This window comes from Arthrobacter sp. Z1-15, from assembly GCF_054792395.1.
Genome location: NZ_CP096454.1, coordinates 1011741 through 1038569 on the forward strand (window position 1 = coordinate 1011741; position 26829 = coordinate 1038569).

Genomic DNA, 26829 nt, shown 5'->3' on the forward strand with positions numbered 1-26829 from the left:
CCGCGCAGAATGCTACCGAGCGCATTCCGGGGGCGGCAGAGTGCAGGCCTATTCTGGAAGGAAACAGCCAATGACGAGGATTCCGCAGCCTGGACGGGCCTTCTCGGCCGTCGGCAACTGGCCCGACTGAACGCCTGCTGGCCGCCGTCCTGCGGCCTGTGCGGGCAGACGGGCACGGAACCGCAGCGGCGCGCTCGGCTAGTATTACTCAGTGACTGAATCCGCTTCCGCCTCCCGTCCGCCGGTCAAACCGCTGCTGGGTGCCACCGATATCCGCGCCCTGGCCGATGAACTGGGAGTCCGCCCCACCAAGACGCTGGGTCAGAACTTCGTGATCGACGGCAACACCATCCGCCGGATCGTAGCTGCAGCAGGCGTCGGGCCCGACGAAACGGTTCTTGAAGTGGGCCCGGGTTTGGGATCGCTTACCCTCGGGCTGCTGGACGCGGCCAAGTCCGTGGTCGCCGTGGAAATTGATCCGGTCCTGGCTGAACGGCTGCCGGCCACCGCTGCTGCCTGGCGGCCGGAAAAGGCGGACCAGCTCCACGTGGTCCTCGGAGACGCGATGCGCATCACCGAGCTGCCGGTGGAGCCTACGGCACTGGTGGCCAACCTGCCCTACAATGTTGCCGTGCCGGTGGTGCTGCACCTGCTCGAACGCTTCCCCTCGCTGCAGCACGGCCTGGTCATGGTCCAGGACGAAGTGGCGGACCGGCTGGCCGCAGTGCCCGGATCCAAGGTCTACGGGGTGCCGTCGGTGAAGGCCGCCTGGTACACCACCATGCGCAAGGCCGGCGTGATCGGCATGAACGTGTTCTGGCCGGCGCCGAAAATCGCTTCCGGGCTGGTCGGTTTCACCCGGCACGAGCCGCTGCAGACCACGGCAACCCGCGAAGAAGTTTTCGCCGTGATTGACGCCGCCTTCGCCCAGCGCCGCAAGACGCTCCGTGCCGCACTGGCCGGCTGGGCCGGCAGCCCGGCGCAGGCCGAAAACGCGCTCGTGGCCGCCGGAGTGGATCCGAAGGCCCGCGGCGAAGTCATCGACATCCATGCCTTTGCCCGGATCGCTGAAGCCAAGTCCGCCGAAGCGGCGGCCAGCGGCAACGCGGACGGCGCAGCATCGCAATAGGCAGCGGGTTCCGCATTAACGGCGCGGGCGGCCCTTCCTCTAAGTTGGAAGGTATGAGCGCAGCGAACATTTCATCCGCATCAGCCCCGGCGGCAGCCCCTGCCTCCGTGCGGGTCCGCGCCCCGGGAAAGATCAACGTCTCCCTGCGCGTCGGCCCCCTCCGGCCTGACGGGTACCACGGAGTCGCCAGCGTTTACCTGGCGGTGTCCCTGTTCGAAGAAATCACCGCCACCGTCACCGGGGAGCCCGGCATCACCGTCACGGTGGACAGCGACGGGCCGCTGCAGGTGCCCGTGGGGGGCATTCCGCTGGGCCCGGACAACCTGGCCGCCCGGGCTGCGCGTGCCCTCGCCGCCTACGCCGACAACCCCACGGGCGTGCACCTGCACATCACCAAGCGCGTTCCGGTGGCCGGCGGGATGGGCGGCGGTTCGGCCGACGCCGCGGCAGCCCTCGTGGCCTGCGATGCCCTCTGGAACACGAAGCTCTCCCGTGAAGAACTGGCAGGCATCGCCTCCGGCCTCGGCGCGGACGTTCCCTTTTCGCTGCTCGGCGGCATCGCCGTCGGGCTGGGGGTGGGGGACAGGCTTACACCCGCCATCTCCAAGACGCCCCTGCACTGGGTGCTGGTTGCCTCCGACGCCGGGCTCTCCACCCCGGCGGTTTACGGCGCGCTCGATACCCTCCGCGGGGAGCAGCAGCTGCAGGCGGCGGAGCCCGAAGACGTGGACCCGGCAGTCCTGGCCGCCATGCGTTACGGGAATGCCCGGGACCTGGCAGCCGTTATTTCCAATGACCTGCAGGCGGCGGCGCTTCGGCTCGCCCCGGAGCTGGGCGCTCTGCTGAGCAGCGGCGAACGGCTCGGCGCGCTGGCCGGCATGGTCTCGGGCTCCGGCCCCACCGTCGCCTTCCTTACCGAAGACGCGGCAGCGGCCTCGGCCCTGGAAGCGGCCCTGCGCGCCGAAGGACACCGTGCGCTGGCGGTCGAGGGCCCGGTTCCCGGTGCCTGCCTGGCCGCCGCCGTCGCCGACTGATTTTTCATACTGCGCAAGCACCCGTACATTCCTGACATCACAAGAAAGTAGTACCGATTGGCACACCTGCTTGGTGCTGAGAACCTCAGCATTTCCTTTGGCACCCGCACGATTCTGGACGGGGTTTCCCTGGGCCTGGAAGAGGGGGACCGGATTGGCGTCGTCGGCCGCAACGGCGACGGCAAGTCCACCCTGATGCGCCTGCTGGCCGAGCGGCAGACGCCCGACGACGGCCGCGTCACCCGCCGCCGCGACGTCACCGTCGGCTACCTTGACCAGTCCGACGTGCTCGACGGGGACCTCACCGTTGGCCAGGCCATCGTGGGCGACGCCGCCGACTACGAATGGGCCTCCAACGCCCGGATCCGCGACGTGATGAGCGGACTGATCCAGGAAGTGGACTGGAACGCCCAGGTCTCCTCGCTCTCCGGCGGGCAGAAGCGCCGCGTGGCGCTGGCCAAGCTGCTGACCGGGGACGACGACGTCGTCATGCTGGACGAGCCCACCAACCACCTGGACGTGGAAGGCGTGGCCTGGCTGGCCAAGCATCTGAAGACCCGCTGGCGCCCGGACGCCGGCGGCCTGCTGGTGGTCACCCACGACCGGTGGTTCCTGGATGAAATCTGCACGCGCACCTGGGAAGTGCACGACGCCGTGATCGACCCGTTTGACGGCGGCTATGCAGCGTATGTGCTGGCCCGCGCCGAGCGTGACCGCATGGCCAACGTGGTGGAGGGCAAGCGCCAGCAGCTGGTCAAGAAGGAACTGGCGTGGCTGCGCCGCGGCGCCCCGGCCCGCACCGCCAAGCCCAAGTTCCGCATCGAGGCGGCGAACAACCTGATCGCCGACGTGCCGGAGCCCCGCGACACCCTGTCCCTGAACAAGATGGCCACCGCGCGCCTGGGCAAGGATGTGCTGGACCTCGAGGACGTGTCCCTGACCCTGGGCGACACCGAACTGTTCAAGAACATCACCCTGCGTCTGGCTCCGGGGGAGCGGCTGGGCCTGGTGGGCGTCAACGGCGCCGGCAAGACCACCCTGCTGCGCCTGCTCAACGGCGAAATTGAACCCACCAAGGGGCGCCTCAAGCGCGGCAAGACCGTGCAGACCGCCGTGCTGACGCAGGAAGTCAAGGAACTCGACGAAGTTGCCGACCTGCGCGTCATCGAGGTCATCGAGAACGAGAAGCGCGTCTTCAACGTGGGCGGCCGCGAACTCTCCGCCGGCCAGCTGGTGGAGCAGCTGGGCTTCTCCGCGCAGCGGCAGTGGACTCCGGTAAAGGAACTCTCCGGCGGTGAGCGCCGCCGGCTGCAGCTGCTGCGCCTGCTGGTGGGCGAACCGAACGTCCTGATGCTCGATGAGCCCACCAACGACCTGGACACCGACACCCTGGCAGCGGTTGAGGACGTCCTGGACGGCTGGCCCGGAACCCTTGTGGTGGTCTCGCACGACCGGTATCTGCTCGAACGCGTCACCGACCACCAGATGGCGCTGCTCGGAGACGGCAAGCTGCGCGGACTGCCGAACGGCGTGGACCAGTACCTCGAGCTGCGCGGCCAGGCCCTGGCCGCCAACTCCTCGGCGTCGACCGCCGCCCGCGGCTCCTCGCAGGCGGCCCGCGCCGCAGCGGCCGGTTCCTCGCGTCCGGGCTCCGGCGGGGCGGCGACCGCGGTGGCCTCCGGCTCCGGTGCTTCCGAGGCCGAGAAGCGGATTGCCAAGAAGGACCTGACGCGGATCGACCGGCAGATGACCAAGCTCAAGGTTCAGATTGAGAAGGTCAACGCGCAGATGAGTGCCGCCACGGAGAAGTCCGGCGGGGCTGACTTTGAGCAGCTGTCAGAACTGAACAAGAAGCTGCAGACGCTGGCCGCGGAACAGGAAGACCTGGAGCTGCAGTGGCTTGAGGCATCGGAGAAGCTCGAGTAGGAGCCCCCCGAGTAGGAGGCCCAGAGCAGGAGTCCCCGAGTAGGAGCCCAGAGTCGGAGCCTCCCCAGAGCAGGAGCGACTCGGGGTTCATCCCTCAGGCTTCAAACCTCACTGGCCCGCACCCGGGCGGACATGCCGTTCCTGACGGTGTTCCGTTCCGGGTGCGGGCTTTTCCGTGCGCTGTTGTTCCCCTTGCTTTCCCTCCGCTTTGGGGCTATTCCTCCGCTGCGCAACGGAGGGATTGCCCCAAAGCGGAGGGATTCCCCAAACTGGCAGGGGAATCGGCGGCAGCCAGGGTTCGGTCCGGCCTCAGGTCCCCGCGAGCAGCTGCGGCAGGATGTGGTCGCGCAGCAGCGGGGAAATATCATCGCGGGCCAGCGCCTGTGCCGGATCCATCCACAGCAGTTCTTCGATCTCGGCTGCCGCCACCGGCTCGCGGGCCGGAACGCCGCCGGCGTCCGGAAGGGTGTAGGCGAACAGCCCGGCGTCGATAAAGGTGTTCTCCTCGTTGGCTGCCGGACCGTACCAGTCCCCGAGTGCTTCGAGGTCGGACTCCCCAATATCCAGGCCGAGCTCTTCGTTCATTTCCCGTGCCGCCGCAGCGCTGAAGGATTCACCGGGCTCAAGCTTTCCGCCGGGCTGCATGAACTTTCCGGTTCCGCGCTTGCGGACCAGGAGGATGCGGCCGGCGGCGTCGCGGACCAGCACTGCTGAGAGAGTCAGGACCACCGGAGCTGCATTCGGAGCAGTGGCGGAGCCCGGTGCTGCGGCAGCCGGCTGCCCCGGATCGTCCGGGCCGGTTGCGGCCGGCGCGGCCCCGACGGCGTCGAGGACGGTTGCGGCCGGCGCGGCCCCATCGTCCCCGGCGGCGCCGGTCCCGGCGTCGAGGACGCCGTCGGGGAGCCCGGAGCGAGGGTGGTCCGGATGCATGTGCCGCAGCTGGGGGTCCTTCTGCAGGCCGGTCAGGCCGTTCCAGGACAGGTTGACCAGGTGTGCCGCCACCGTCGCCTTGTCCGGAGTCCGCGCGTCCAGCCACCACTGGCCCGTCATGGCGACCATGCCCACCAGCATCTGGGCGTACATCCCGCCCACTTCGGCGCTGAGTCCGCGGTTGCTGAACTCCTTGGAGAGGATGTGCTCCACATGCCCGGTAATCCGCGACAGCAGAGTGGCGAACGTGCCCTCGGGCCGCGACGGCGGTGCGTCCCGCACCAGGATCCGGAAGCCGTCGGTATGGTTTTCGATGTAATCCAGCAAGGCGTAGGCGGCCCGCTCAATCAGGATGCGGGGACCGGCGTCGGCGCTCAGCGCTTCGGTGATGACGGCGAGGACGCGGTCAAACTCGCCGTCCACAACCTCGCTGTACAGCGCTTCCTTCGAGCCGAAATGCTCGTAGACCACCGGCTTGGAAACACCGGCCGCTGCGGCAATGTCCTCAATAGTGGCGCCGTCGAGCCCGCGCAGGGCGAACATGCCCCGGGCTACATCGATGAGCTGGGCGCGCCGCTGCACGCCGGTCATGCGCACTCGGGCGCCGCCGGCCGGAATTCTTACCACCCGAACAGTCTAAGGCCTGTCCGGAGCGCCCCTGCGGAGGCTGCAGAGCACCCCCAAATCCCGTCCCGGCTTCCAGCAGGGAGGCCGGGGCAGCAGCCCGAGACCGCCGGAGGGCAGAGGGAAAAGGCCTCAACTCGCGCCGGTGTCCGCCGGCATGGCAAACTAAACTCTTGTGTGCGGGGCGACCTGCACATTTTCCGCCCTGGTGTAATGGCAGCACCCCGGCCTTTGGAGCCGTGGAGTATAGGTTCGAATCCTATGGGCGGAACGGCAGCAGTGCCGGTCCACACCCCGGTGGCCGCCCCCGGCGGCCGTCCCATATCAGGAGCGCTTCTTCGTGAACACCCAGGAAACTGAATCCACCGAAAGTGCCCTCAGCGGCGGACCCGCAGCAGTTATTGTCCTGGCGGCCGGAGCCGGCACCCGGATGAAGTCCCGGACACCGAAGATCCTCCACCCCGTCGGCGGCACCTCCATGGTCGGCCACGCGCTGGCCGCAGCCCAGGCCCTGAATCCCCGGGCCCTCGCCGTCGTTGTCCGGCATGAGCGGGACCGGGTTGCCGAGCATGTCACCGCTGCCGCTCCGCAGGCGGTCATCGTGGACCAGGACGACATTCCGGGCACCGGACGCGCAGTCCAGGTGGCCCTGCAGGCACTGGATGCATTTACTGCACTGGAAGGCACCGTCGTCGTAACGTACGGCGATGTTCCGCTGCTGGAGGCTGACACGCTGCGCGAGCTCGTTGCCGTCCACCGGGTCGACGGCAACGCAGTCACGGTCCTCACCGCCCACCTGGATGATCCCACCGGTTACGGCCGGATCCTGCGCGCTGAAGACGGCACCGTCACCGCGATTGTCGAGCACAAGGACGCCGACGACGCCCAGCGCGCCGTCACCGAAATCAATTCCGGGATTTACGCCTTCGACGCCGCCGTGCTCCGCGACGCGCTGGCGAAGGTCACCTCGGACAACTCGCAGGGCGAGATGTACCTCACCGACGTCCTCGGCCTGGCCCGGGCCGGCGGCGGCCGCGTCGCCGCCGTCGTCACCGGTGACTTCTGGCAGGTTGAAGGCGCCAACGACCGCGTCCAGCTCGCCGCGCTGAACGCCGAGCACAACCGCCGCAACCTGGTCCGCTGGATGCGCGCCGGCGTCACCATCGTTGATCCCGCGACCACCTGGATCGATGCCGGCGTCACCCTGTCCGAAGACGTCACCATCCTGCCCGGCACGCAGCTGCACGGCACCACCACTGTGGCGCGCGACGCCGTCGTCGGCCCGGACACCACCCTCACCAACGTGAGCGTGGGGGAGGGCGCCAAAGTGGTGCGCACCCACGGTTCCGATGCCCGGCTGGGCGCAGGGGCCGACGTCGGCCCCTTTGCCTACCTGCGCCCCGGCACCGTCCTGGGCGCCAAGGGCAAGATCGGCACGTTCGTGGAAACCAAGAACGCCGACATCGGCGCCGGTTCCAAGGTTCCGCACCTTTCCTATGTGGGGGATGCCACAATCGGCGAGCAGTCCAACATCGGCGCGGCCTCCGTTTTTGTGAACTACGACGGCGTCAACAAGCACCACACCACCATCGGATCGCACGTTCGGATGGGCAGCGACAACATGTATGTGGCCCCCGTTACAGTCGGGGACGGCGCGTACAGTGGAGCTGGAACAGTGGTTCGCAAGGATGTTCCGGCCGGTTCCCTGGCCATCAACGTAGCGCCTCAGCGCAACCTCGACGGCTGGGTGCTGACCAACCGTCCGGGCACAGCTGCAGCCGATGCAGCGGCATCGGCCAACGCCGCCACTGCCTCCAAAACCTCTTCCTCAGAAACTGATTCCCCCACGCGAGAAAGCGATCATTAATGAGCAGCGAGATCACCGCACAAGGTGAAAAGAAGCTTGTCCTTGCCACTGGCCGGGCACACCCGGAGCTGGCCGAGGAGATCGCACGCTGTCTTGACACGGACCTGCTGCCCCTGGCGTCCTACGACTTCGCCAACGGCGAGATCTACGTCCGGCCCGGAGAGAGCGTCCGCGGCACCGACGCCTTCGTGATCCAGGCGCACCCGGCCCCCATGAACAACTGGTTGATGGAACAGCTGATCACCGTTGACGCACTGAAGCGGGCCTCCGCCAAGCGCATCACCGTGGTGTCCCCGTTCTATCCGTACGCCCGCCAGGACAAGAAGGGCCGCGGCCGCGAGCCGATCTCGGCCCGCCTGATTGCTGACCTCTACAAGACCGCCGGTGCGGACCGCATCATGAGCGTGGACCTGCACACCTCGCAGATCCAGGGCTTCTTTGACGGCCCTGTGGACCACCTGATGGCAATCCCGCTGCTGGCTGACTACATCCGCACCCGCGTTGATGTCTCGAACGTCACGGTGGTGTCCCCGGACACCGGCCGTGTCCGCGTCGCCGAGCAGTGGGCCGAGCGACTGGGCGGCGCCCCGCTGGCCTTCGTGCACAAGAGCCGTGACCTGACCGTCCCCAACCAGGCCGTGTCCAAGCAGGTTGTCGGCCAGGTTGCCGGGCGCACCTGCGTCCTGATTGACGACATGATCGACACCGGCGGAACGATTGCCGGCGCTGTCCGCGTCCTCAAGGAGGCAGGCGCCAAGGATGTCATCATCGCCGCCACCCACGCCGTGTTCTCCGACCCGGCGGCCCGCACGCTGGCCGAGTCCGGCGCCCGCGAAGTAGTGGTGACCAACACGCTGCCGATTCCCGCCGCCAAGCGCTTCGAGCAGCTGACCGTCCTTTCGATTGCTCCGCTGATCGCACGGGCCATCAAGGAAGTCTTCGAAGACGGTTCCGTTACGAGCCTGTTCGACGGCAAGGCCTAGTTCCTCGCGGAGCAACCATCCTTCATCACTGCGCTGCCCGTTCGGACTTCGGTTCGGACGGGCAGCGTGCTGCTGGTAGGATGGTCTGCGATGCCTAGGCGAGGGAGAGGCCCGGATAGATTCGGGCACTACTCCGTTATCGACGGTGGCTGGCAACTTCTGACCGCACGGACCTGATCTCCGGATCGTCCACCACGCGGCGTTGTTCCCATACCGGCGCCTTCGTCCCGGCAACCACGGAACATCCAATATCAGGAGTTTGAAATGTCTGAGCAGAAGCTCGCAGCAACCGTCCGCACCGAATTCGGCAAGGGTGCGGCCCGCAAGGCACGCGTTGCCAACCAGATCCCCGCAGTCATCTACGGCCACGGCGCCGAGGTCATGCACATCCTGCTGCCCGCCAAGGCCACCACCCTGGCCGTCCGCACCTCCAACGCCCTGCTGGAAATCGACGTCGACGGCGAGTCCCACCTGGCCCTGGCCCGCGACATCCAGCGCGACCCGATCAAGCAGATCATCGAGCACATCGACCTCCTGACCGTCCGCAAGGGCGAAAAGGTTGAGGTTGAAGTCAACGTCCACGTTGAAGGCGAACTGGCTCCGGGCTCCTCCGTCTACAACCAGGAAGCCAACACGGTTCTGGTTGCAGCCGACGCCACCAACCTGCCGGAGACCATCGTTGTCAGCATCGAAGGCCGCGAAGCCGGACAGCACATCTTCGCTTCCGACCTCGAACTGCCTGCCGGCGTCGAGCTGCTGCTGGACCCCGAAACCATGATCATCAACATCTCCGAGTCCACCGTCCAGGACCTGGGTGCTCCGTCCGACGAGCAGATTGCCGATGCAGCTGCTGAAGTTGGCGCCGAAGCTTAATCCACTTCCGGGGTCTGCTCCCCGTAACGGAGCCGTCCGGTTCTTGTCGAAGGAGCAGTACCTGCAGTGAACAGCAATACCTGGCTTGTAGTCGGGCTCGGGAACCCCGGGCCCGGCTACAGCCGTAACCGGCACAATATCGGCCAGATGGTCCTCGATGACATGGCCTCGCGGGTCGGCGGGAACTTCAAGACCCACAAGTCCCGGGCACAGATCCTTGAAGGACGCCTGGGCATCGGGGGGCCGCGCGTGATTCTGGCCAAGCCCCTGACCTACATGAACCTCTCCGGCGGACCGGTTTCGGCGCTGAGCAAGTTCTTCGACATTCCCGCGTCGAACATAGTGGCGGTGCACGACGAGATCGACATCCCGTTCAACACCGTGAAGCTGAAATCAGGCGGCGGCGAAGGCGGCCACAACGGGCTGCGCGACATGAGCAGGGCGCTCGGCACCAAGGACTACCTGCGGGTCCGCGTCGGGGTCGGACGGCCGCCGGGCCGGATGGATACCGCCGACTACGTCCTGAAGGACTTCCCGCCGGCCGAGGCCAAGGAACTTCCCTTCCTGATCGGTGATGCCGCGGATGCCGTCGAGCTGCTGCTGACCGAGGGGCTCACTGCCGCACAGCAGAAGTTCCACTCCGTCGCCCCGTAGCCGCCCGGCAGCCGCATAGTCGCACAGGCGCCCGGCAGTACAGTCGCACGGCCGCCCGGCCGCCCGGCAGCAAGTAGCCCGCGCAGGAAAACGGGTACGGCTCCCGTCACGGCAAAGACGTCCAACCCCATTGTTGGACCCCTACCTCGGGCCTAGAATTTAGATATGCCCACGGGCATGCAAAGCTGGGGCCGGCGTCGGGAGGCCTCCGAGACTGGGCCACCCCCATCCCGGCGCCGGTCCCTTATACGATAACCGGGCATCCGGCGCCATTTTGGCGATTGGGTGCCCGGTTTTTCATTTTTCCCCGGCTTTTACTCTCCGGGTTTTCCCGTGCTCCTTCCCCCGGACAGGTTCACAAGAACATGCCTTTCTATGTTCTGGACTAAATCCACCGTCGGGCGGTACGCTCACTCCAGACCGGCACCACAACCATCATGAGCACCAACAGCACCAATTTTTGAGGCCGTCTGCGGCTGGTAACCGCAGGTGGTCCCGTTGGCCGGAGATGTGGAAGTACCAATTGTGTGATGCCGGGGGGCGTGGTTTTAGGGATGTTATCTGAGATTGAAAGTGTTCAGGATCAGCTCGTGGGCCGCGAAGAGGCGCTTGCAGAGCTGGCGCACGGGCTGGAGTCAGCCGCGGGCGCCGTTGTGGTGGGTCCGGCAGGGATCGGGAAGACAGCGCTGATCCGGGCAGCCGCAGCCAACCCGGCCTTTCATCCCGTCACCATTCGCGGCAGCCGTATTTCCGGTAAAACACCTTTCGGTGCCCTGGCCTGGGTAATTTCTGAAATTAGCGAAGGTATTGCCTCGCGGCCCGAGCAGCTCCTGCAGGAACTGGGCTCCCTGCTGAAACAGCGCGCCGGCGGAAAACACCTCCTGCTGCTGCTGGACAACGTCGAGTATCTCGACGATTGGACCGGAATGGCCGTGTCGCAGCTGATCCGGAGATCCGGAGCCAGCGTGCTCGCCACCGCCGAGCACTTTTCAGAGTCGGCGCCGGACATGCTGGCGCTGTGGACGGAGGGCCTGTTGCATCGCGTCGACCTCGGCCCCCTGCCCCTGGAACAGACCCGGGAGCTTATGCAGAAGCTGCTGGGCGGCCCGGTCTCCACCATGGCTGCCCAGTCAATGCAGCGCCACTCGGGAGGGAATCCGCAGATCGTCACGCTCCATACCCGCGGTCAGGCCGATGAAGGATCGTTGGCCCGGCAGGACGGCGTCTGGGTGCTCGCCAAGCCGCTGGTCTTCTCCGGACAAGTGTCGGAAGTGATTACGGCCCGGCTCAAGCGCCTGCCTCCCGACGAGAGATCCCTGGTCCAGCTTCTGGCACTGTCAAGCGACCTCCCCCTCACCGCCGTGCTGAAATTGTTCCCGGCCGAGACCGTTGACTCGCTGGAAGAAGCAGGCGTTGTGGAAGTGTCGGATCAGGGAGTCCGCCTCGCCAGCCGCGGAACCGCTGCAGCCATTGCCGCAGCCATAGCCCCCGGCCGCAGCCGGGAGCTGTGGGAGGAAGTGTCGGCACTGGTGGACCCCACGGCGCTGAGCCCTTCCGCCGTCATCCGGTTCGCCCGGTGGACCCTGGCCTGCCAGGGCACCCTGGATCCGGAAACTGCGCGCAGGGCTGCAAGACTCTCCTCGGCATCCGATGATCCCGAGTCTGCGCTGCGGTTTATCCGGGCGGTTCCCGGGAACCAGAGGACCCCCGCCATGCTGTTGGCCGAGGTCGAGGCTTTGAAAGAGTCCGGAGACCATCACGCAGCACTGGGTGCGCTTGGCCGGCTTCCGTCGTCGCCGCCTCCCGGTGATCCGGAAACCTGGGTGGCTCTCATGCTGCAGAAGGCGGCGCTGCTGCGCCTGTTGCCCGGCCATGACAGCCCGGCGGAGGTACTGGATACCATCGCCGCCGAAATCCGCGGCCTGCCCGCAAACGAAGCACCTTCAACGTGGGAAGCGAGGGTGCTGCTGATGCGCAGTACCCTCGCCATCGACGGGGGGCATCCGGGTGAGGTGCCGGAGGGGCTTGGAGCCCTCGCCGCGGACCGGTCCCTGGATCCGCCTCTCCGTCTGCAGGCAATCGCCCTGCAGGCTCAATTCCTGGCACTGTCCGGAAACGCCGCAGAGGTGCTGACACTGCTCCAGTCCTTTAAGGACGGATTCCAGGGCACCCTGGGGGCCAATACGCTCGATTCCGTACATCTGCGGATGTACCAGGCACTGGTGGCCGCCGGCGAGCACCTGCAGGCGGAACAACTGGTGACGGAACTGGTCGACGGCGCCAACCGCCGTGCCTTCCGGGGCAGCGCCGGGGACGTTGCAACCGGCCTGGTCCATGCACTGGGCGGCAGGCTGGACAGCGCGCTGGCAGCCCTTACGAGTGCTGCCGGCCAGATTCAGCTGCAGGACCCCTTCGACGTCCTGCCCCTGGTGCAGGCTCTCTCCGCACATGTCCTGGCCGTCCGGGGAGACCTTGAGGAAGCCGGCCGCGCTGTGGCCTCCGTGCCGGACTATCGATACCGGCCGCAGGAACTGGTGCGGCTGCTGACGCGTGCGCTGCAGACGGAGACCCGGCTGGCCGGAGACCCGGAAAAGCTCTGCGGTGAGCTGCGGTCGATGGCTCTGCGCTGCCTGGAGACGTGCATGGTTCCGGTGGCACTTCACTGTCTTGCGGCAGCAACCCGTCACGGGGATCCTGCGGCCGCACGTGAACTGGCTGCGGCTGCGGCTGCTGCAACGGGCCGCTGGGCCCGAGCGCTCCATTGCTTCGGTGCCGGGCATGAGCAGGCGAGCCCGGCGCTGCTGCTGGAAGCCGCAGCAGGAGCGGTGGTCCTGGGCAACGAACAATTGTGCAACAGTGCTGCCCAGGCTGCCCTTCAGCTCCTCCGCGGCCGGACCGACAGCGGCAGCAGGGCGCTGGCGCGGAATGCGCTCAAGCTCGAACACGACAGCTTCCGCAAACTCCGTGAGGCCAACGGCATCCAGGCGCGGATGGCCGCGCTGACTCCGTTCGAAGCGGATCTTGCCCGGCGCGCAGCCGGCACTGCGACGCGCAGAGAAATAAGCGAGGACTTGCACCTGTCTCCGCGGACCATTGATTGGCACCTGGGTAAGATCTTCGACAAGCTGCATGTTTCGGGGCGCTCGGAACTCGGCGAGGTTCTGCGGTAAGCGCGCGGTGCCGGAAGTCAGGGGGGACTCGTGATGCAGACAGCTGCGGCGCGGCCGTTTGTGGGCCGGGTGACCGTGCTGCAAGCCGTGCTGTCCAGCGTGCTGCGCCCCGGCGGGCACGGCGCCGTAGTGGTGGCCGATGCGGGGATGGGCAAGAGCGCACTGGCCGGTGTCCTGGCGGAGCAGCTGGACGGCCGGATTCCCGTGCACCGGATCCACACCAGTTCATCGCTCTCACAGGTTCCCTACGGCGCCCTGGCCCCGCTGATCTCCGATGTGGACCCGATGAATGCCGACTCGCCGCTGGCCGTCATGCGCTCGCTGCTGCATCGCCTCTATCCGGAGCGGGGCAGGGCCGAGCCCGCAGCCGCACCGTTGTTGATCGTCGACGACGCCGATGCGCTGGATGAGGCAACGGCAGACCTGCTGGCGCAGCTGGTCGCCTCGGCGCAGATCCGCATCCTGCTGCTGGCACGGCGGATCACCGACGTTCCCGCCGGGCTCTCCAACCAGGTGTGGGAAGGTGTCCTTTCCCGGCACGAGCTGCAGCCGCTGACGGAGGAGCAGGTCCACGAGCTGTGCGTGCAGGTGCTGGGCGGGCCGGTGCTGACCAGCACCAGCGCAGACCTCACTCTCGCCGCCGGCGGAAACCCCATGCTGATTCTGGCCCTGCTTTCGGAAACCATGCGTGCCGGCAGCCTCGCGGCCCGGAACGGAGTCTGGCTGCTGCGTGCGCACATGCTTCCACCGGAAGGGCGGCTGGGCGACCTGCTCAGGGCGCAGCTGTCGGGGCTGAGCCGGGACGAGCGAGACGCCCTGGAGCTCATTGCGCTGGCCGAGCCGCTTCCGGCCGCCACAGCGTTTGACCTGGGACTGCACCGGTCCGTCGACGCGCTGACCGAAGCAAAACTGGTGAAGATTTCCACCGGTCCGTCGCGGCTGCTGCAGCCCCTGCACCCCCTCTACGGCGAGGTGGTGCGCCGGCTGGTTCCGGCAGCCCGCAGCGCGCGCCTGCGCCAGCGGCTGCTGACCTCCGGAGCAGTCGGGGGCCGCGCCGACAACCTGCTGCGCTGGGTGAGCTGGTCGCTGGACTGCGGTGCCGTGGTGAGTGATGCCGAGCTGGTTGAGGCGGCCTACCGTGCCAACAACGCCTTCGACAGTGCTGCCGCTCTCCGGGCAGCCGGAGCGGTCAAGGGGCCGGAACATTCCCTGGCCGCCCGTGTCCAGGCCGCCAGGGCCTGCTACCAGGACGGAGACAGGGGCTCGGCGCGGGAACTGCTCGACGGCGTGATGGAGGCAGCCGCCGACCTCACCACGCTCAAGATGGCTGTGCTGATCCGGGTGCAGTTGTACTTGCACGAGCAGTCCGGGGTCTCGGAACTAAGCGCCGTTGCCGCCGACTGGCTCGCCGGCGTCGACCGCATCGGGGCCGGCGGCAACCCGGATGCGGAACTGGCGGCGGACATGATGTCGTCCCGCAGGGGAGCACGGCTGCTGGATCTTATGGGCAGGGTTTCCCACGGCGAACTGCAGCCGGCGGAGGAGGAACTGACCGAAATCCTCGCTGACGCACGGCAGGCCGGCGATGATGAAGCCATACTCGTGGCGGAGGCACTGCTCGCCGAGATCTTTACCGCTACGGGCCGGGTGCGCGGGTCCTATGCCTTAAGCCAGGATGCGCTGGCTGTCCTGGATAGAGGCGGGCACCGGTTCATGTCCTACTACCACTTTGTCCTGCAGCGCCATTTGGCTGCGCTGCTGTGGCTGGGGGACTGGAACAGCCTGCAGGCTGCAGCGCAGCACGGCACGGCCGGAGTGTTCGGGGCACTTGTCAGGGTAGCCGGTGTGGTGGACCTGGCTGTTGCCGTTATGCACCTGCGCAGGGACGATCCGGCAGGAGCACTGAATTACCTGTCCGCAGCCGTTGAGGGACTTCGGACGCACGATGACGAGGGGATGCTGCCGCTGGCGCTGGCACTGGGCGCCTTTGTGGCCGCCTCCGTCGGCCGGCGGGAGCAGGCTGAGGAGCTGCTCGCCGAGGGGGCGGGCCTCCAACCCCGGGGAGCCGTTGGGTATCAGCTGCTGAGCCGCGGTTACAGCGTTGGAGCCTGCTCGGTCCTCTCCATGCCCCGGGATGCCCCGCAACAGCTGCGGGAGTCTATCGACGAGGCCGAGCGGTTGGGCTTCATGGCTGTGGAGCTGGAACTGAGGATTCTGGCCCTGATGCTTGGGGATTTGGACGGACTGGGCAGGCTGGTGAAAATCACGGAGGAGTTTGAGGGGCAGCAGGCACAGACCGCAGGGCGGCTTGCGCGTGCCTTCCTCGATGAAGACGTCGAGGAGCTCCTGCGCTTCGGGGTGGACCAGATGGAACCGGGATGGGGGCGGCTGGCCAAGCGATGCAGCGACGAAGCTCTCCGGCTTGCAAGGGCCAACGGTGACCGGGCGCTGCTTCAACGGGTTCACAAGGCGCTTAACAAGAAGAACGGCCATTCCCCGGACCAGGTGCTGCAGACAGGGGCGCCCCTGCTGACCCGCCGGGAACGGGATATCGCAGCCTTGGTTATGCAGGGCTACCGGAACGCTGAAATTGCTGAGCGGCTTTTCCTTTCCGTCCGAACGGTTGAAGGCCACATCTACCGGACCTTCGAGAAGCTGGGAATCAGCCGGCGGGAGGACCTGAAACAGGATCTGCTCACCGGTAACAACCAAGGCTGAGCCGGCTGCAGCCGGCCATCCCCGTTGTGGTTCCTGCCGGGGATCGGCTCCTGCAACAGTCAGTACCCTGGGCCCGCCTTAAGGTACTTCCACGTAGCCGGAAATTCGCCGGTCAGGTATCCGGTACCCGTGCCGCACGCAGAATGCAGACCTAGGGTGGGGTTTGGTTCTCGGCAGGCTGGTTCCTGCCGGGGAGCAGGTCTCGGGAAAAGTCAGCCGGCTGTGAACCTCCAGCCTCACAACGCGCTCTGTCAATTCTTAAGGGTCCCGATGAGCACGCTTCAACAACCAGGCCCGCCCACACTGCCCGCTCCCGCGGGCGGCCAGGGAACGGGCCCGGTCTCTCCGAGCCGAGTCCGCTCAGCCGGAGCGGCAGCGCCGCCGAAACCCGGTGATGCGCGCGATACTGCACTCCGGGCGGTCCTCGCCGCCCTGCACGGTCCCGGCGCCGTCATCTTGGGGGCCGGGGGAATCGGTAAAACCACACTGGCCCGTGAGGCGGTGAGCCGCTACGGCGGGTACAACGTGCAGCTGCGCGGCAGCACCCTCTCGGCCCAGACTTCCTACGGCGCCCTGGCCTGGCTGCTCAGCGCCATGCCGCAGGAAGAACTCGCCAACCCGGTCCACGTGGTGCGCGCGCTCGAATCCCTGCTGATCCGCCAGGCCTCCGGGCGGCGGATCGTCCTGGTCATAGATAACGCGGAGGAAATTGACGACCTCGGCGTCCTGGTCACCTCCGAGCTTTGCCGCCGGGGCACTGTGGCACTGCTCCTCATTAGCGGGGACCTTATCCGGTGCCACAAGGAGTATGTGAGGCTTTGGACCGACGGGTCGCTCAAGCGCATCGATCTCGCCCCGCTGGATCTGGAACGGACCGGGGAGCTGCTGGCCGGAAATGCCGGCGGGCCGCTGACCACCAGAGCCCGGCACATGCTGTGGCAGCAAAGCAGGGGTAACCCCCTTTTGGCGTCCCTTCTGTGCCGGGACCACATCAGTTCCAAGTCGCTGGTCCAGCGCCGGGGTTTCTGGACCTGGGCCGGGCCGCTGGTCCACTCGGGTGAACTGCCGGAAAGGGTGGAAACAGTGCTGCGGCGCTTCACTCCGGGGGAGCGGCGCGCCGTCGAAATACTGGCGCTGTGCCGCGAGCTGCCGATGGAGATTGTCCTGCAGCTTGTTCCTGCCCACACGGTGGACGCCCTGGAAGAGGCATCGGTCCTGACCATCAATGGAGGGCACGGCCAGCCTGTGCGCCTGGCCTGGCACCTGCAGCCTGCCACCATCGCAGCCAGAATTCCGTTCGGCCGCAGCCGGGACCTTTGGTCAGAGGTGACACGGGTGGTGGACGCCGCTGCCCTTGCCGGAGCAACCGCCGCCGGCCTGGCTGCCTGGTCCCTGTCCGTGGGAATTGCACCGGGACCCGGAACGGCGCTGGCGGCGGCGCGCTGGGCCAATGAAACCGGCGATACCGGTGCCGCCCTCCGGTACGCGCGCGCCGTGGCCGCACCGCGTCCCCTCGCCGTCGTACTGGAGGAAGCCGATGCGCTGCGCGCCGAGGGCAGGCATGCCCAGGCGCACGGGGTGCTCGCCGCGGCGGAAACCGCAGTTCGGGAAGCCCCACGCGAACTGCAGCTGAGGGCCCTGACCGGCCGTGCCCTGAGCGCCGCCCGGACCCCCGCCTGTGTTGATGTCCCGGAGCACCTGCTGGAACAGGCCGAGCGGATTCTGCCCGAAGATTCCGGCGCGCGTCCCGGCCCCCGGCTGGAAGTGACGCTGGCGCGTGCGGAACTTTTGTCCCTGGCCGGCAGGTTAGTCGAGCTGCCGGCATCCCTGGCGGACGATTTCACTGATCCCGCCGCACCGCCGGACCTTCGGCTGTGGGCCGGCATCCGCCGGGCTCAGCAGAGTGCTGCCGCCGGCCGGTTTAGTGAAGCAGGGGCCCTGGCGTCCCAGATCCGCGCCCGGCTGTCCGCGGGCCTCCAGACCGATGTCCGCACGCGGGAACTGCTTTTCCACCATCTCTTCTTCCTCCTGATCCGGTGCGGAGAACTGGAAGCGGCACTGGGCATGGCCCGCTCCACCGTGGAATCCGGGAACCTCTCAGGGCTGCATACCTCCACCGGCGTCGAACTCCCCGTGGGACTGGTTCACGCCTACGCCGGGCGCAGTGATGCTGCCCTGGAATCCCTGCAGCCGGCGCTGGCGCAGCTGGAATCCCATGATCCGGACAATCTCATGCCGCTCGCTGCGGCGGCTGCAAGATACTGTGCCCTGCTGAAGCGGGAAACCGATCCGGTCATGGAGCTGCCGTCCCCGCTGGAAGCCGCCGGCCGGACCGATCCCGCCATCGACTCGGCGGTCCGTTATTTCCGCATCCTTGGATCACGGGCAGGCCAGCCGGCGGCGGCAGCGGCAGAGCTGCACCGCTATGCCGCCGAGGAGCTGCGGGCAGGTGATGTTCCCAATGCGCTCCTCGGGTTCTCCGCTGCGGCGCTGCGCGGGCACCGTGCCGCAGCCCGGGACCTGGCGGCAACGGCCGCGGCAGCAGACGGGACGCCGGCGCATATGTACGGCCAACTGGCCGCCGGGCTGCTCACTGATGACATAGCGGCCCTGATTCGGGCCGCGGAAGCAGCGCTCGGGCAGCGGAACAGCCTCCTCGGACACGGAGCTGCGCACGCCGCCCGTATGCTGGGCGACGGCCACGCCACCCGCGCCGTCGTCCGGCGGGCCCGGCAGCTGGAGTATGAGTGCTTCCGGGCACTGTCGCCGCTGAACAGCGTGGAACACGGCCTGACACAGCTCGGTGACTTCGAACGGAATCTGGCGCTCCAGGCTGCCGCCGGAGAAACAAGCGCCGCCCTGGGCCGGAGCTTCCATCTCTCGGCCCGGACGGTGGACTGGCATTTGGGCCGGGTGTTCGCCAAGCTGCACGTTTCGGGACGAACCGATTTACGCAACGCCCTGTCCCTGCTGACCGAGTAGTCTTCGGGCAAGTGATGCCGGTGATGCCGGTGGTCGGTACGCCCGAAGCGGCTGCATCACGTGGTTTCGGGTAGTGCGCCGCACCGGTTCTAAGTAATTTCGGGGCGATGCCGGTGCTGAACCTGAGTAGTGGGTCCGTTGCGCTGGTGATCAGTACTCGTGTTCCTCCTGTTAGCGTCTCCTACGCTTGCGGCAGACATTGAACACGAGCCTCTTCCTGCGGAAAACCGCGTCGGACGGGGCCGCCGGCAGAATCGGGTCTCACCGTGCACAACAGTATCCACCCGCCACGCGTTCGTTCCTCCGCAGTACCCGAAACAACGGGCGCAGCACCGTTCAGCCAGGTTCGCCGGCAGGACGAGGCTGCGAGGGAAGACCAGGCCGCTCCGCCGCGCTTTGTCGGCCGGCGCGCTGTAACCCAAACCATTCAGGAGCGGCTCGCGTCGGGCGGCGGGGCCGGATGCATCCTCGTGGGGGAAGCGGGCAGCGGCAAGACAGCCCTGATCCACCACGTGCTGCGCCAGTGCAGCTCCGACACCTACGTGGTGCATGTTCGGGGATCGGCGTTCTCCGGGCGCACTCCGTTCGGTGCGCTGACCTTTCTCCTGTCGGAACTGGAATCGGACATTTCCTCGCATCCGGTGCTGATCCTGCGCGGGCTGACACGGCTCATCCAGGAGCGTGCAGAGGGCCGCCCCGTCCTGCTGGCCGTGGACAACGGGGAGGACCTGGACGAATTCTCTGCCATGGCGCTCAGCCAGATGGTCCTGAGCAGGACGGCCGGCCTGCTGGCCTGCTTCCGCGACTTCAGCCGGGCACCTGCCGAATTCACCGGCTTGTGGAGGGAAGGCATCCTGTCCCGGGTGGACCTGGAGCCGCTGGACCTGGCGGAGACCGCAGAACTGGTGTCGGCGGAACTGGACGGACTCGTGTCCGGGGCGGCCGTGGCGGATCTGCACAGCCACACCGGCGGCAACCCGCACCTGCTGACCCTGGGCTGCAGGGATTACAGGGAGAGCGGGCGGCTGCGGCGCAGCGGACAGGTCTGGGTCCTTGAGCCGCACCAGCCGGCACCTGCCGGGCGCGTTGCCGAAGCGGTCCTGGGCCGTCTGGACGGGCTGACCGGCAGGCAGCTGGCACTGGTGCGGACCGTGGCCCTGGCCGGCTCGCTGCCGCTGGGCGCCGCCCTGCACGATGCCGATCCCGGCGAAGTGGACATCCTGCAGGAACAGGGGATCCTCGCCGTCGAAAGGCAGAGCGTGCCCCGCATACGGATCCGGAACCAGGTGCTGTCCAACGCCGTCTGCCTCTCCCTTGACGCGTCCGAGCGCAGCCGGCTGCTGGAACAGCTGCGGTCCGCCGTGGCCGTCTCTGCACCGTTGACAACCGAGGCAGCGGCTACTCCGGAAAGCGGAGACCCCGATCCCGCTGCTTCCGTCGTGGAACCGGCACGCCTGGCCGTGTGGCGGCTGGACAGCGGCGAGTCACTGACTCTGGACGCCGCCGTCGCGGCGGCGCGGACTGCCAACTCGTCCGGCGCCCCGGAGCGGGCCCTGCGCTTCCTCTCGTCCCGGGAGGACAGCGCCAAGACCCCGGCGTCCGTCCTGGAACTGGTCGCCGCCCGCATGATGAGGGCGGAGTACGGCGGCGCACTGGCGGCCCTGGGCAGCTACCGAAGCCGGGGGAAGGGTGCAACTGCGCTCGAGGAGGTTCGCCTGCTGCTCGCGGAAAACCGGGTGCTGTGCATGGCCGCCACCGGAGCACTGTCGGGTACGCTTCCCGCCGGGGCACTGCCGCCCGGAAGCGCAAAGAAGCACGATGAACTGCTGCGCCAGGCAGAGCAGCGCACGGCGGAGCTCTCAGCGGCCGGGAACATCAGCCGGACAGATGCTGCTGCCCTGACCCGCGACATGATCCTGGCCCGCGCCGAATGCAACTCAAACCACGGGCGGTTCCTCGAGAACGCGGTCTACCTAGCCCCGCTGCAGGCGCCCGCCGGACGCGACAAAGGGTTCCGTGCCCTGATCGGTTCCTGGCTCTGCGAAGCGCTCGGCATGACGGACCGCCAGGACGAAGCCCTTGAAGTGGCCCAGGACGTTGAGCGGCTCCTGGCCGAGCCCGACGTTGGCGCGGATGACCGGAGCACCTCCTTTGCGCGGATCGTCCTCGTTTACCTGGCCATCGGGGCGCTGCACGATGCACGGCGGCTGCTCGTCCAGCAGCAGCAGGGACAGGCCGCGCAGTCTGCGGGAATGTTCGCCGAAGTGGGCCAGGGACTGCTGCACGCCTACTCAGGCGATGCCGAAAGCGCCCTGGGCTGCCTTGTGCCCGCCGTGGCACAGCTTCGGGTTGGCGGACCGGCCTCCATGATTCCGCTGGCCGCGGCCGCTGCGGCGTACTGCCTGGCACTGCGGAAGGACCGCGCCGGTGCGGACGGGTACCTGCAGCTCAGCGGCAAGGCGTCCGACGGCGGTCCCTGGACGGTCCGCCGCGGGGCGCGGCATTTCGCCGCCCTGGCCGACGGCGCCCTCGGGTCGCCCCAGGCCGCCCGCCGCTTCATTGACCTGGCCGCCCATGACCACCGGCGGGGAGCCTACTCCTACGAGCTGCTGTCCCTGCTGCACGCCGTGCGGCTGGGGGACGCGGAGAACCTGGACCGCATCCTGACCGTTGCCGCCCACCAGCAGGGAACGTTCGCCAGGATATGTGAGACCTACGCCAAGGGGGCCGGCAGCTACGATGCACAGCTGCTGATCCAGGCCGCGGAAATGGGGGAAGCCGCCGGGCATGTGCTTTTCGCCCGGGAAACATCCGAACGGGCGCTGGCCGTCGCCTCGGGGGCGGGGGACCGTGCCACCGTGCGATTCATCCACCGCAGCCGGCGCGGCACCGATTCCGCGGGAACAGCAGAGGGATCCGATTCTGCGGACGAGTACCTCGGCGCCCTGACCTTCCGGGAACGGTCGATTGCCAAGATGGCAGCCGCCGGAACGAGCAACAAAGCCATTGCCGCTGAGCTGAACATCTCGGTGCGGACTGTGGAAGGGCACCTGTACCAGGTCTATTCCAAGCTCCACGTCGGCAGCAGGCGCGAGCTGGCCAAGATCATCGCCGACAAGTCCGGGGTACACAAATGATCGGCACGGTTCCTACCGGCGAGCGCGGCGCACCGCTGCTGCTGGGCCGGGACCGGGAAGTGCAGGAGATTACCGCCCGGCTTCTGGAACCCGGGCTGCGCGGCGCCGTCATTGTCGGAGCCGGAGGCATGGGCAAAACGGCGCTCGCGGACCAGGTGCTGGAACGGTTGGACGGCATCGTGAGTGCGTCCTTCATCCACGGCAGCCCGGTGCTGTCCCGGATGCCGTACGGCGTGCTCTCGCCCTATCTCGAGTCAGCCGGCCCGGAGGACATGGAGTCCCCGCTGGCGGTCCTGCGGACAATCCGCCGCCACTTCCGCCGCATCAGCGAGACGGGCAGCCCGCAGCCGCTGCTGGTCATCGACGATGCCCAGTGCCTGGATGAGTCCAGCTGCCATGTGCTGACCCAGCTGGCGATGTCCGGCGAGCTGCGGCTGCTGGTGCTGACGCGCCCCCGGGCGCGCCGCATCCACGAGCTGCTGTCGCTGGCTCGGGACGGGCTGCTCGCCCGCATCGATCTCGGCGCGCTGTCAGCGGAAGCAGTCCATGAAGTGTGCGAGGGTGTCCTGGGCGGCCCCGTGCTGCGGGCATCCTCGGCGCTGCTTGCTGCGGTATCCGGCGGAAACCCGCTGTACCTGAAGGCCCTGCTCACCCAGTCCCGCAGGCTCGGACTGCTGGCGGAGGGCAACGGTGCCTGGTTCCTGCGCGGTGAACCCGACGGCCTGGACACCTCCGTGGTGGATCTGGTCAAGGGCCAGCTGGCGGTCCGGACGCCGGAGGAACGCGAGGTCCTCGAAACCCTGGCGCTGGCGCACCTGCTGCCCCAGTCCGTCCTCGTTGCTGTCAGCGGTCCGGCGCCGGTCCATGCCCTGATCGCGGACGGGCTTCTGCAACCGGGCCCGGGATCGGCTGAACTGCTGTGCCTGTCCCAGCCCCTGCACTCCGAAGTCATCCGGTCCCTGGTGCCGACGGTCCGCAGTGCGGCGATCCGTTCCCGGGTGCTGGCCGTCCTGGAGAGCGGCGAGGGCGGCGAGCCGTCCGGCCCGGGGGAGGAAGAAGCCTGGCTTCGCCGGCTGGAGTGGGGACTGGACTGCGGCGACACTGTCGCGGACGAGCAGCTGCTCAAAGCCGCGCGAACTGCGAACGACGCCGCCCGGTCACCGCTGGCGGTCCGTTTTGCTGCCGCGGTGGGCGGCCCTGCGTATGTGCTGCCGGCACGGGTGGAATCCGCTGCTGCCAGGGTGCAATCCGGAGAGCTGGCACAGGCGCGGATGCTGCTGGAAGGCATCCTGGAACCCGGGCAGCGAACCCTCGCCGAAGACGCTGAAACCCTGGACCGCGCGGCACTGGCCGCTACCCGGCTGATTCTTCGTTCCGGACTGCCCGGAAGCGACCTCGAGGAGCTCGCCAACGCCTGGTGCGCGGCGTCGGGTGAGCTCTCCTCCCGCAGCGGCGGCACCGGAGAACCGGAGCCTGCCGTTGACGCCGCCGCTGAGCTGCTGCGCAGCATGGCCCTGATGACCGAGGGTGACTACGCCGCCGCCCAGGCCCGGCTCACGTCCCGGGCCGGCCAGCGGCTTCCGGTGTCGGTGGACTCCGGTCCCCGGTGGAGCGTCGTCTTTCACAGCCTGCTGGCGGAGCTCCTGGTCTCCCGGGGGCAGATCAGCGCCGCGCTCCAGCACTCCGAGGGGGCACTGGACCTGATTGCACGGCTCGGCGGTCCGCTCCAGGCCTACTGCGGCACAGCACTCGCCCGGCACGCACAGGCCCTGCTGCACGGCGGCCGGTTCGCCGAGCTCGAGCGCCTCCTTGAGGCCAAGCTGGAGTCTGCCCCGCAGCACCTGATTGCCTACGGCGGCACCATGGGAGTCTTCGAAGGAGCGGTGGAAATTCACCAGGGCCGGCTGCGCGAAGGGCTGCAGCGCCTGCACCCGGCGGTGGAAGCCCTGCGGACGTCGGATCCGGAAATGCTGCTGCCCTACGCGCTGGGGCTGGCCGGCTACGCTTCGACAGTTGTCGGGGACCATGCCCAGACGGCACGGTACGCGAAGGAACTGCGCGGCGTCGGCTACACCGGCCCCCGGCCGCTGTGGCTGGTGGGGCAGGCGTATGCCGCCGCTGCCCTGGCCTCGGGCGAGCCGGACGGCAATGTCCCGGAGAAGCTGGCCGAGATGGCAGAGCAGGCGCGGACCGGAGGATTCCTGGCCGCGGAGAAGGACATTTTGGAGCTCTGCCTCGCCGTTGGCGACCTCCGGCAGGCCAGCCGGCTGCTGGAAGTCAGTGCGGCCTTTGAAGGCGGGGAGGCCCAGGCGCTTCATGCGTATGCAGGAGCCGTCGCGTCAGGCAGCCCGGACCGGATGGTTGCTGCGGCGGATGAAGCGGTCCGGCACCGCAAGTACCTGCTTGCCGTGGAGAGCATCGGCCATGCCATCAGGTTCTACGGTGCGCACGGCAACCTGCGGCGCCAACGCGCCCTGATCCAGCAGCTGCGCCGGCGACGCGGAGAACTCGCCGGCGTCACCGTCTCGTACCTCAGCCCCTCGCTTCATCTGGTGCGGCTGACCCGCCGCGAACACGAGATTGTCGACCTGCTCCTTTCCGGTGCCAGCACCAAGGACGTGGCGGCCCATTTCACGCTCTCCCAACGGACTGTGGAAGGCCACGTCTACCGGATCTACGTGAAGCTGGGCATCAGCCGGCGCGCTGACCTGGAAGCGGCTTATCTGGCACTGGAACCCGGCGCCAGCCCGGCCGTCCTGGACTAGGCGTCCGCACCAGCGAATGTTCCCGGCAAGCGCCTTGCCGGGCCGATTAAACAAGCTCCGAACCATACCTGATTTCCCCCTGCGCTTCTTCGAAGAATGTGTCAACCCAAGTAGTGGCAGGTATATCTCCCGCAGAGGGAGAAGTCACTGCCGGGAGTCGAGTAAGCATTACTCGTGCCAGCGATATGCGCCGCTTCTAGTCTTTGTTGTGTTGATTGTTCCGCGGGGAAATAAATGCGGATATAAACGGTAATTAATGCGGTGTTTCCCGGGTATCTCCCGGAGTGAATATCTTCCGCGTAATTCCATTTGTCCGTCCCCGCACTCAATCATCCGGCGCCACCGGCGCCGGTCCCCCGAGCGGGGTCGACGGCGTCGAAGCCTCTTGAGACCAAGGCTTCCCCCCAGCCGTCGTCGGCCCCTTCGGAAGACTCTGAATCCTGAGGGGATTTCATGACAGAAGTAAAGGATGCCGGATCCCCCCGACTGGACCTCAGTTTGGCTCCCCCGCCTATTGCTTTTCCAAACTTCAGAAGCTTCGTCCCTGCCAGTCAAAGGGTAGCTAGCGAGAGCCTAAGGTGGACCAAACGTTACCGACGGATCCTGCTGATCACTGACACCGTCATAGTTTTTTTAGTGCTCACTCTGGCGCACTTGGTCCGGTTCGGGCCAACGCAGCCGTCGGTGGAAGCCGGCGGTATGGCACTCCCTTACACGCTCGTCTCCGCTTCCATAGTGATTTTCTGGCTCGGTGTGCTGTCCGCGTACGGCAGCCGGGACGCACAAATCGTGGGCCACGGTGTGGACGAGTATAAGAGAGTGGTTAGTGCAACGGTGACACTTCTGGGGTCCCTCGCCATGGTTTGCCTCGTATTCGGCGTCGATATTTCACGAGGATTCTTTGCGCTGGCTTTCCCGGCCGGGGTGCTTGGGCTGTTGCTGGGCCGCTGGGTCCTACGTCAGTGGCTGCGCGCGCAGAGGGCCAGGGGCCGTTATCTGTTCAAAGTAGTGGTCCTCGGCCGAATGAAGGATGTGAAGTACGTTGCCAACCAAATTCAACGGAAGTCCGGCTCTGGGTATCGCGTTGTAGGGGTCGCATTGACCTCGACTGATGGCAAGCCGGGGTATCTCGCGGTCAACGGACAGTTAATCCCTGTGGTGGCTAACCGGGACACCGTCGTAAGTGCCGTCCGGCGGACGCGGGCCGATGCGGTGATAGTGGCGGGTCCGATGAAGGGCGGTGCCGCTTACGTCCAGGAACTTGGATGGGAACTGGAAGAATCTGCCACTCAGCTGATTCTGACGACAGGCCTAACCAACGTCGCGGGTCCACGAATCCACTCCCGCCCTGTGGAGGGCTTGCCCCTCATGCACGTAGAACTGCCCCAATATATGGGAGCCCGACACGTTCTAAAACGGGCCCTTGATATTGCGCTGTCGGCGCTGGCGCTGCTCGTGTTGTTCCCCGTTCTCCTTGTCTTGGCCGTTTTGATCAAGAGAGATAGTCCTGGACCTATTATTTTCCGCCAAGAACGTGTTGGGCGGGGCGGCAAGAAGTTCTTGATGTATAAATTCCGCTCCATGGTAGAAACCGCCGAGGACGACTTGGCCGGTCTGCTGGACAGCAACGAAGGCAGCGGGGTGCTCTTCAAGATGCAGCACGACCCGCGGGTGACGAGCATCGGTCGCTGGATGCGCAAGTATTCCCTCGATGAGCTCCCCCAGTTCTGGAATGTTCTGTTGGGAAATATGTCTCTCGTGGGGCCCCGACCGCCGCTGCAGCGAGAAGTTGACCAATACAAAAACCGGGTTCACAGGCGGCTGTACATCAAACCCGGTATCACGGGTATGTGGCAAACAAATGGTCGCTCGGAACTCAACTGGAAAGACGGCGTCCGCTTGGACCTCTACTACGTGGAGAACTGGTCTCTCGCCGGCGACGTCATCATTCTGTGGCGGACCGTGGCACAAATGTTCCGACCGGTTGGCGCCTACTAAACCTGGCCACTGGCACCTAGGTCCAGCCCGCTACCGCGA

At 67.1% G+C, this 26829-nt stretch carries 14 protein-coding genes, 1 tRNA gene and 1 pseudogene; 14 read left to right on the forward strand and 2 right to left on the reverse strand.

All coding sequences use genetic code 11. The annotated features are described in order from the left end of the window. The first annotated feature begins 211 nt into the window (after positions 1-211). The 3 genes from rsmA to M1D40_RS04735 are packed head-to-tail and all read left to right on the forward strand — an operon-like array spanning position 212 to position 4089. The gene (gene rsmA / locus M1D40_RS04725; protein WP_341393960.1) at positions 212-1129 is read left to right on the forward strand and encodes a 16S rRNA (adenine(1518)-N(6)/adenine(1519)-N(6))-dimethyltransferase RsmA; all 918 of its coding nucleotides are present in this window, start codon (positions 212-214) and stop codon (positions 1127-1129) included. 53 nt (positions 1130-1182) lie between these two features. Then, positions 1183-2163: a 4-(cytidine 5'-diphospho)-2-C-methyl-D-erythritol kinase gene (locus M1D40_RS04730; protein ID WP_461170375.1), complete on the forward strand. Its 981-nt coding sequence runs from the start codon at positions 1183-1185 to the stop codon at positions 2161-2163. Positions 2164-2220: 57 nt separating this feature from the next. Further along, positions 2221-4089, forward strand: coding sequence for an ABC-F family ATP-binding cassette domain-containing protein (locus M1D40_RS04735; RefSeq protein ID WP_461170376.1), 1869 nt, complete (start codon positions 2221-2223; stop codon positions 4087-4089). Positions 4090-4398: 309 nt separating this feature from the next. On the opposite strand, the gene M1D40_RS04740 is transcribed toward M1D40_RS04735, so the two are convergent. Both M1D40_RS04740 and M1D40_RS04745 read right to left on the reverse strand, forming a co-directional pair. Then, positions 4399-5019: an NUDIX hydrolase gene (locus tag M1D40_RS04740; protein ID WP_461171004.1), complete on the reverse strand. Its 621-nt coding sequence runs from the start codon at positions 5017-5019 to the stop codon at positions 4399-4401. A gap of 3 nt (positions 5020-5022) precedes the next feature. Continuing rightward, positions 5023-5610: pseudogene (locus M1D40_RS04745) on the reverse strand (TetR/AcrR family transcriptional regulator); the annotation flags it as partial. 232 nt (positions 5611-5842) lie between these two features. Between M1D40_RS04745 and M1D40_RS04750 the strand changes: the two are divergent. From M1D40_RS04750 to M1D40_RS04800, 11 genes are all read left to right on the forward strand, one after another. Further along, positions 5843-5914 (forward strand) — tRNA-Gln (locus tag M1D40_RS04750). A 159-nt stretch (positions 5915-6073) separates the two neighbouring features. Then, positions 6074-7510 (forward strand): bifunctional UDP-N-acetylglucosamine diphosphorylase/glucosamine-1-phosphate N-acetyltransferase GlmU, encoded by a 1437-nt coding sequence (glmU, locus tag M1D40_RS04755; protein WP_461171005.1) that lies wholly within the window; start codon positions 6074-6076, stop codon positions 7508-7510. Beyond that, positions 7510-8493, forward strand: coding sequence for a ribose-phosphate diphosphokinase (locus M1D40_RS04760; protein WP_341393955.1), 984 nt, complete (start codon positions 7510-7512; stop codon positions 8491-8493). Before glmU ends, M1D40_RS04760 begins: the two co-directional genes overlap by 1 nt. A 264-nt stretch (positions 8494-8757) precedes the next feature. Beyond that, entirely contained in the window at positions 8758-9366 is a 609-nt protein-coding gene (locus tag M1D40_RS04765) for a 50S ribosomal protein L25/general stress protein Ctc (RefSeq protein WP_341393954.1), read from the forward strand. Between the two features lie 66 nt (positions 9367-9432). Next, positions 9433-10020 carry an aminoacyl-tRNA hydrolase gene (gene pth / locus M1D40_RS04770; protein WP_461170377.1) on the forward strand — a complete coding sequence of 196 codons (588 nt, stop codon included), beginning with the start codon at positions 9433-9435 and terminating at the stop codon, positions 10018-10020. 590 nt (positions 10021-10610) lie between these two features. Next, on the forward strand, positions 10611-13190 hold the full coding sequence (locus M1D40_RS04775; protein WP_461170378.1) for an AAA family ATPase: 2580 nt from the start codon (positions 10611-10613) through the stop codon (positions 13188-13190). A 33-nt stretch (positions 13191-13223) separates the two neighbouring features. Next, positions 13224-15908 carry a LuxR C-terminal-related transcriptional regulator gene (locus M1D40_RS04780; protein ID WP_461171006.1) on the forward strand — a complete coding sequence of 895 codons (2685 nt, stop codon included), beginning with the start codon at positions 13224-13226 and terminating at the stop codon, positions 15906-15908. A 270-nt stretch (positions 15909-16178) separates the two neighbouring features. Beyond that, on the forward strand, positions 16179-18890 hold the full coding sequence (locus tag M1D40_RS04785; RefSeq protein WP_461170379.1) for an AAA family ATPase: 2712 nt from the start codon (positions 16179-16181) through the stop codon (positions 18888-18890). Between the two features lie 266 nt (positions 18891-19156). Then, entirely contained in the window at positions 19157-22027 is a 2871-nt protein-coding gene (locus tag M1D40_RS04790; protein ID WP_461170380.1) for a helix-turn-helix transcriptional regulator, read from the forward strand. Beyond that, a complete protein-coding gene (locus tag M1D40_RS04795) occupies positions 22024-24792 on the forward strand; it encodes a helix-turn-helix transcriptional regulator (RefSeq protein WP_461170381.1) in 2769 nt (922 codons plus the stop codon). The genes M1D40_RS04790 and M1D40_RS04795 overlap by 4 nt, the downstream gene beginning before the upstream one ends. A 453-nt stretch (positions 24793-25245) precedes the next feature. Beyond that, the gene (locus tag M1D40_RS04800; RefSeq protein WP_461170382.1) at positions 25246-26790 is read left to right on the forward strand and encodes a sugar transferase; all 1545 of its coding nucleotides are present in this window, start codon (positions 25246-25248) and stop codon (positions 26788-26790) included. The last annotated feature ends 39 nt before the right edge of the window (positions 26791-26829 follow it).

Excerpts from the sequence above, each read along its gene's own strand:
- M1D40_RS04730 (WP_461170375.1), top strand. The coding sequence starts at position 1,183 with ATGAGCGCAGCGAACATTTCATCCGCATCAGCCCCGGCGGCAGCCCCT.
- M1D40_RS04740 (WP_461171004.1), bottom strand. The coding sequence starts at position 5,019 with ATGCATCCGGACCACCCTCGCTCCGGGCTCCCCGACGGCGTCCTCGAC.
- glmU (WP_461171005.1), top strand. The coding sequence starts at position 6,074 with ATGAAGTCCCGGACACCGAAGATCCTCCACCCCGTCGGCGGCACCTCC.
- M1D40_RS04760 (WP_341393955.1), top strand. The coding sequence starts at position 7,510 with ATGAGCAGCGAGATCACCGCACAAGGTGAAAAGAAGCTTGTCCTTGCC.
- M1D40_RS04765 (WP_341393954.1), top strand. The coding sequence starts at position 8,758 with ATGTCTGAGCAGAAGCTCGCAGCAACCGTCCGCACCGAATTCGGCAAG.
- M1D40_RS04780 (WP_461171006.1), top strand. The coding sequence starts at position 13,224 with ATGCAGACAGCTGCGGCGCGGCCGTTTGTGGGCCGGGTGACCGTGCTG.
- M1D40_RS04785 (WP_461170379.1), top strand. The coding sequence starts at position 16,179 with ATGAGCACGCTTCAACAACCAGGCCCGCCCACACTGCCCGCTCCCGCG.
- M1D40_RS04795 (WP_461170381.1), top strand. The coding sequence starts at position 22,024 with ATGATCGGCACGGTTCCTACCGGCGAGCGCGGCGCACCGCTGCTGCTG.
- M1D40_RS04800 (WP_461170382.1), top strand. The coding sequence starts at position 25,246 with ATGACAGAAGTAAAGGATGCCGGATCCCCCCGACTGGACCTCAGTTTG.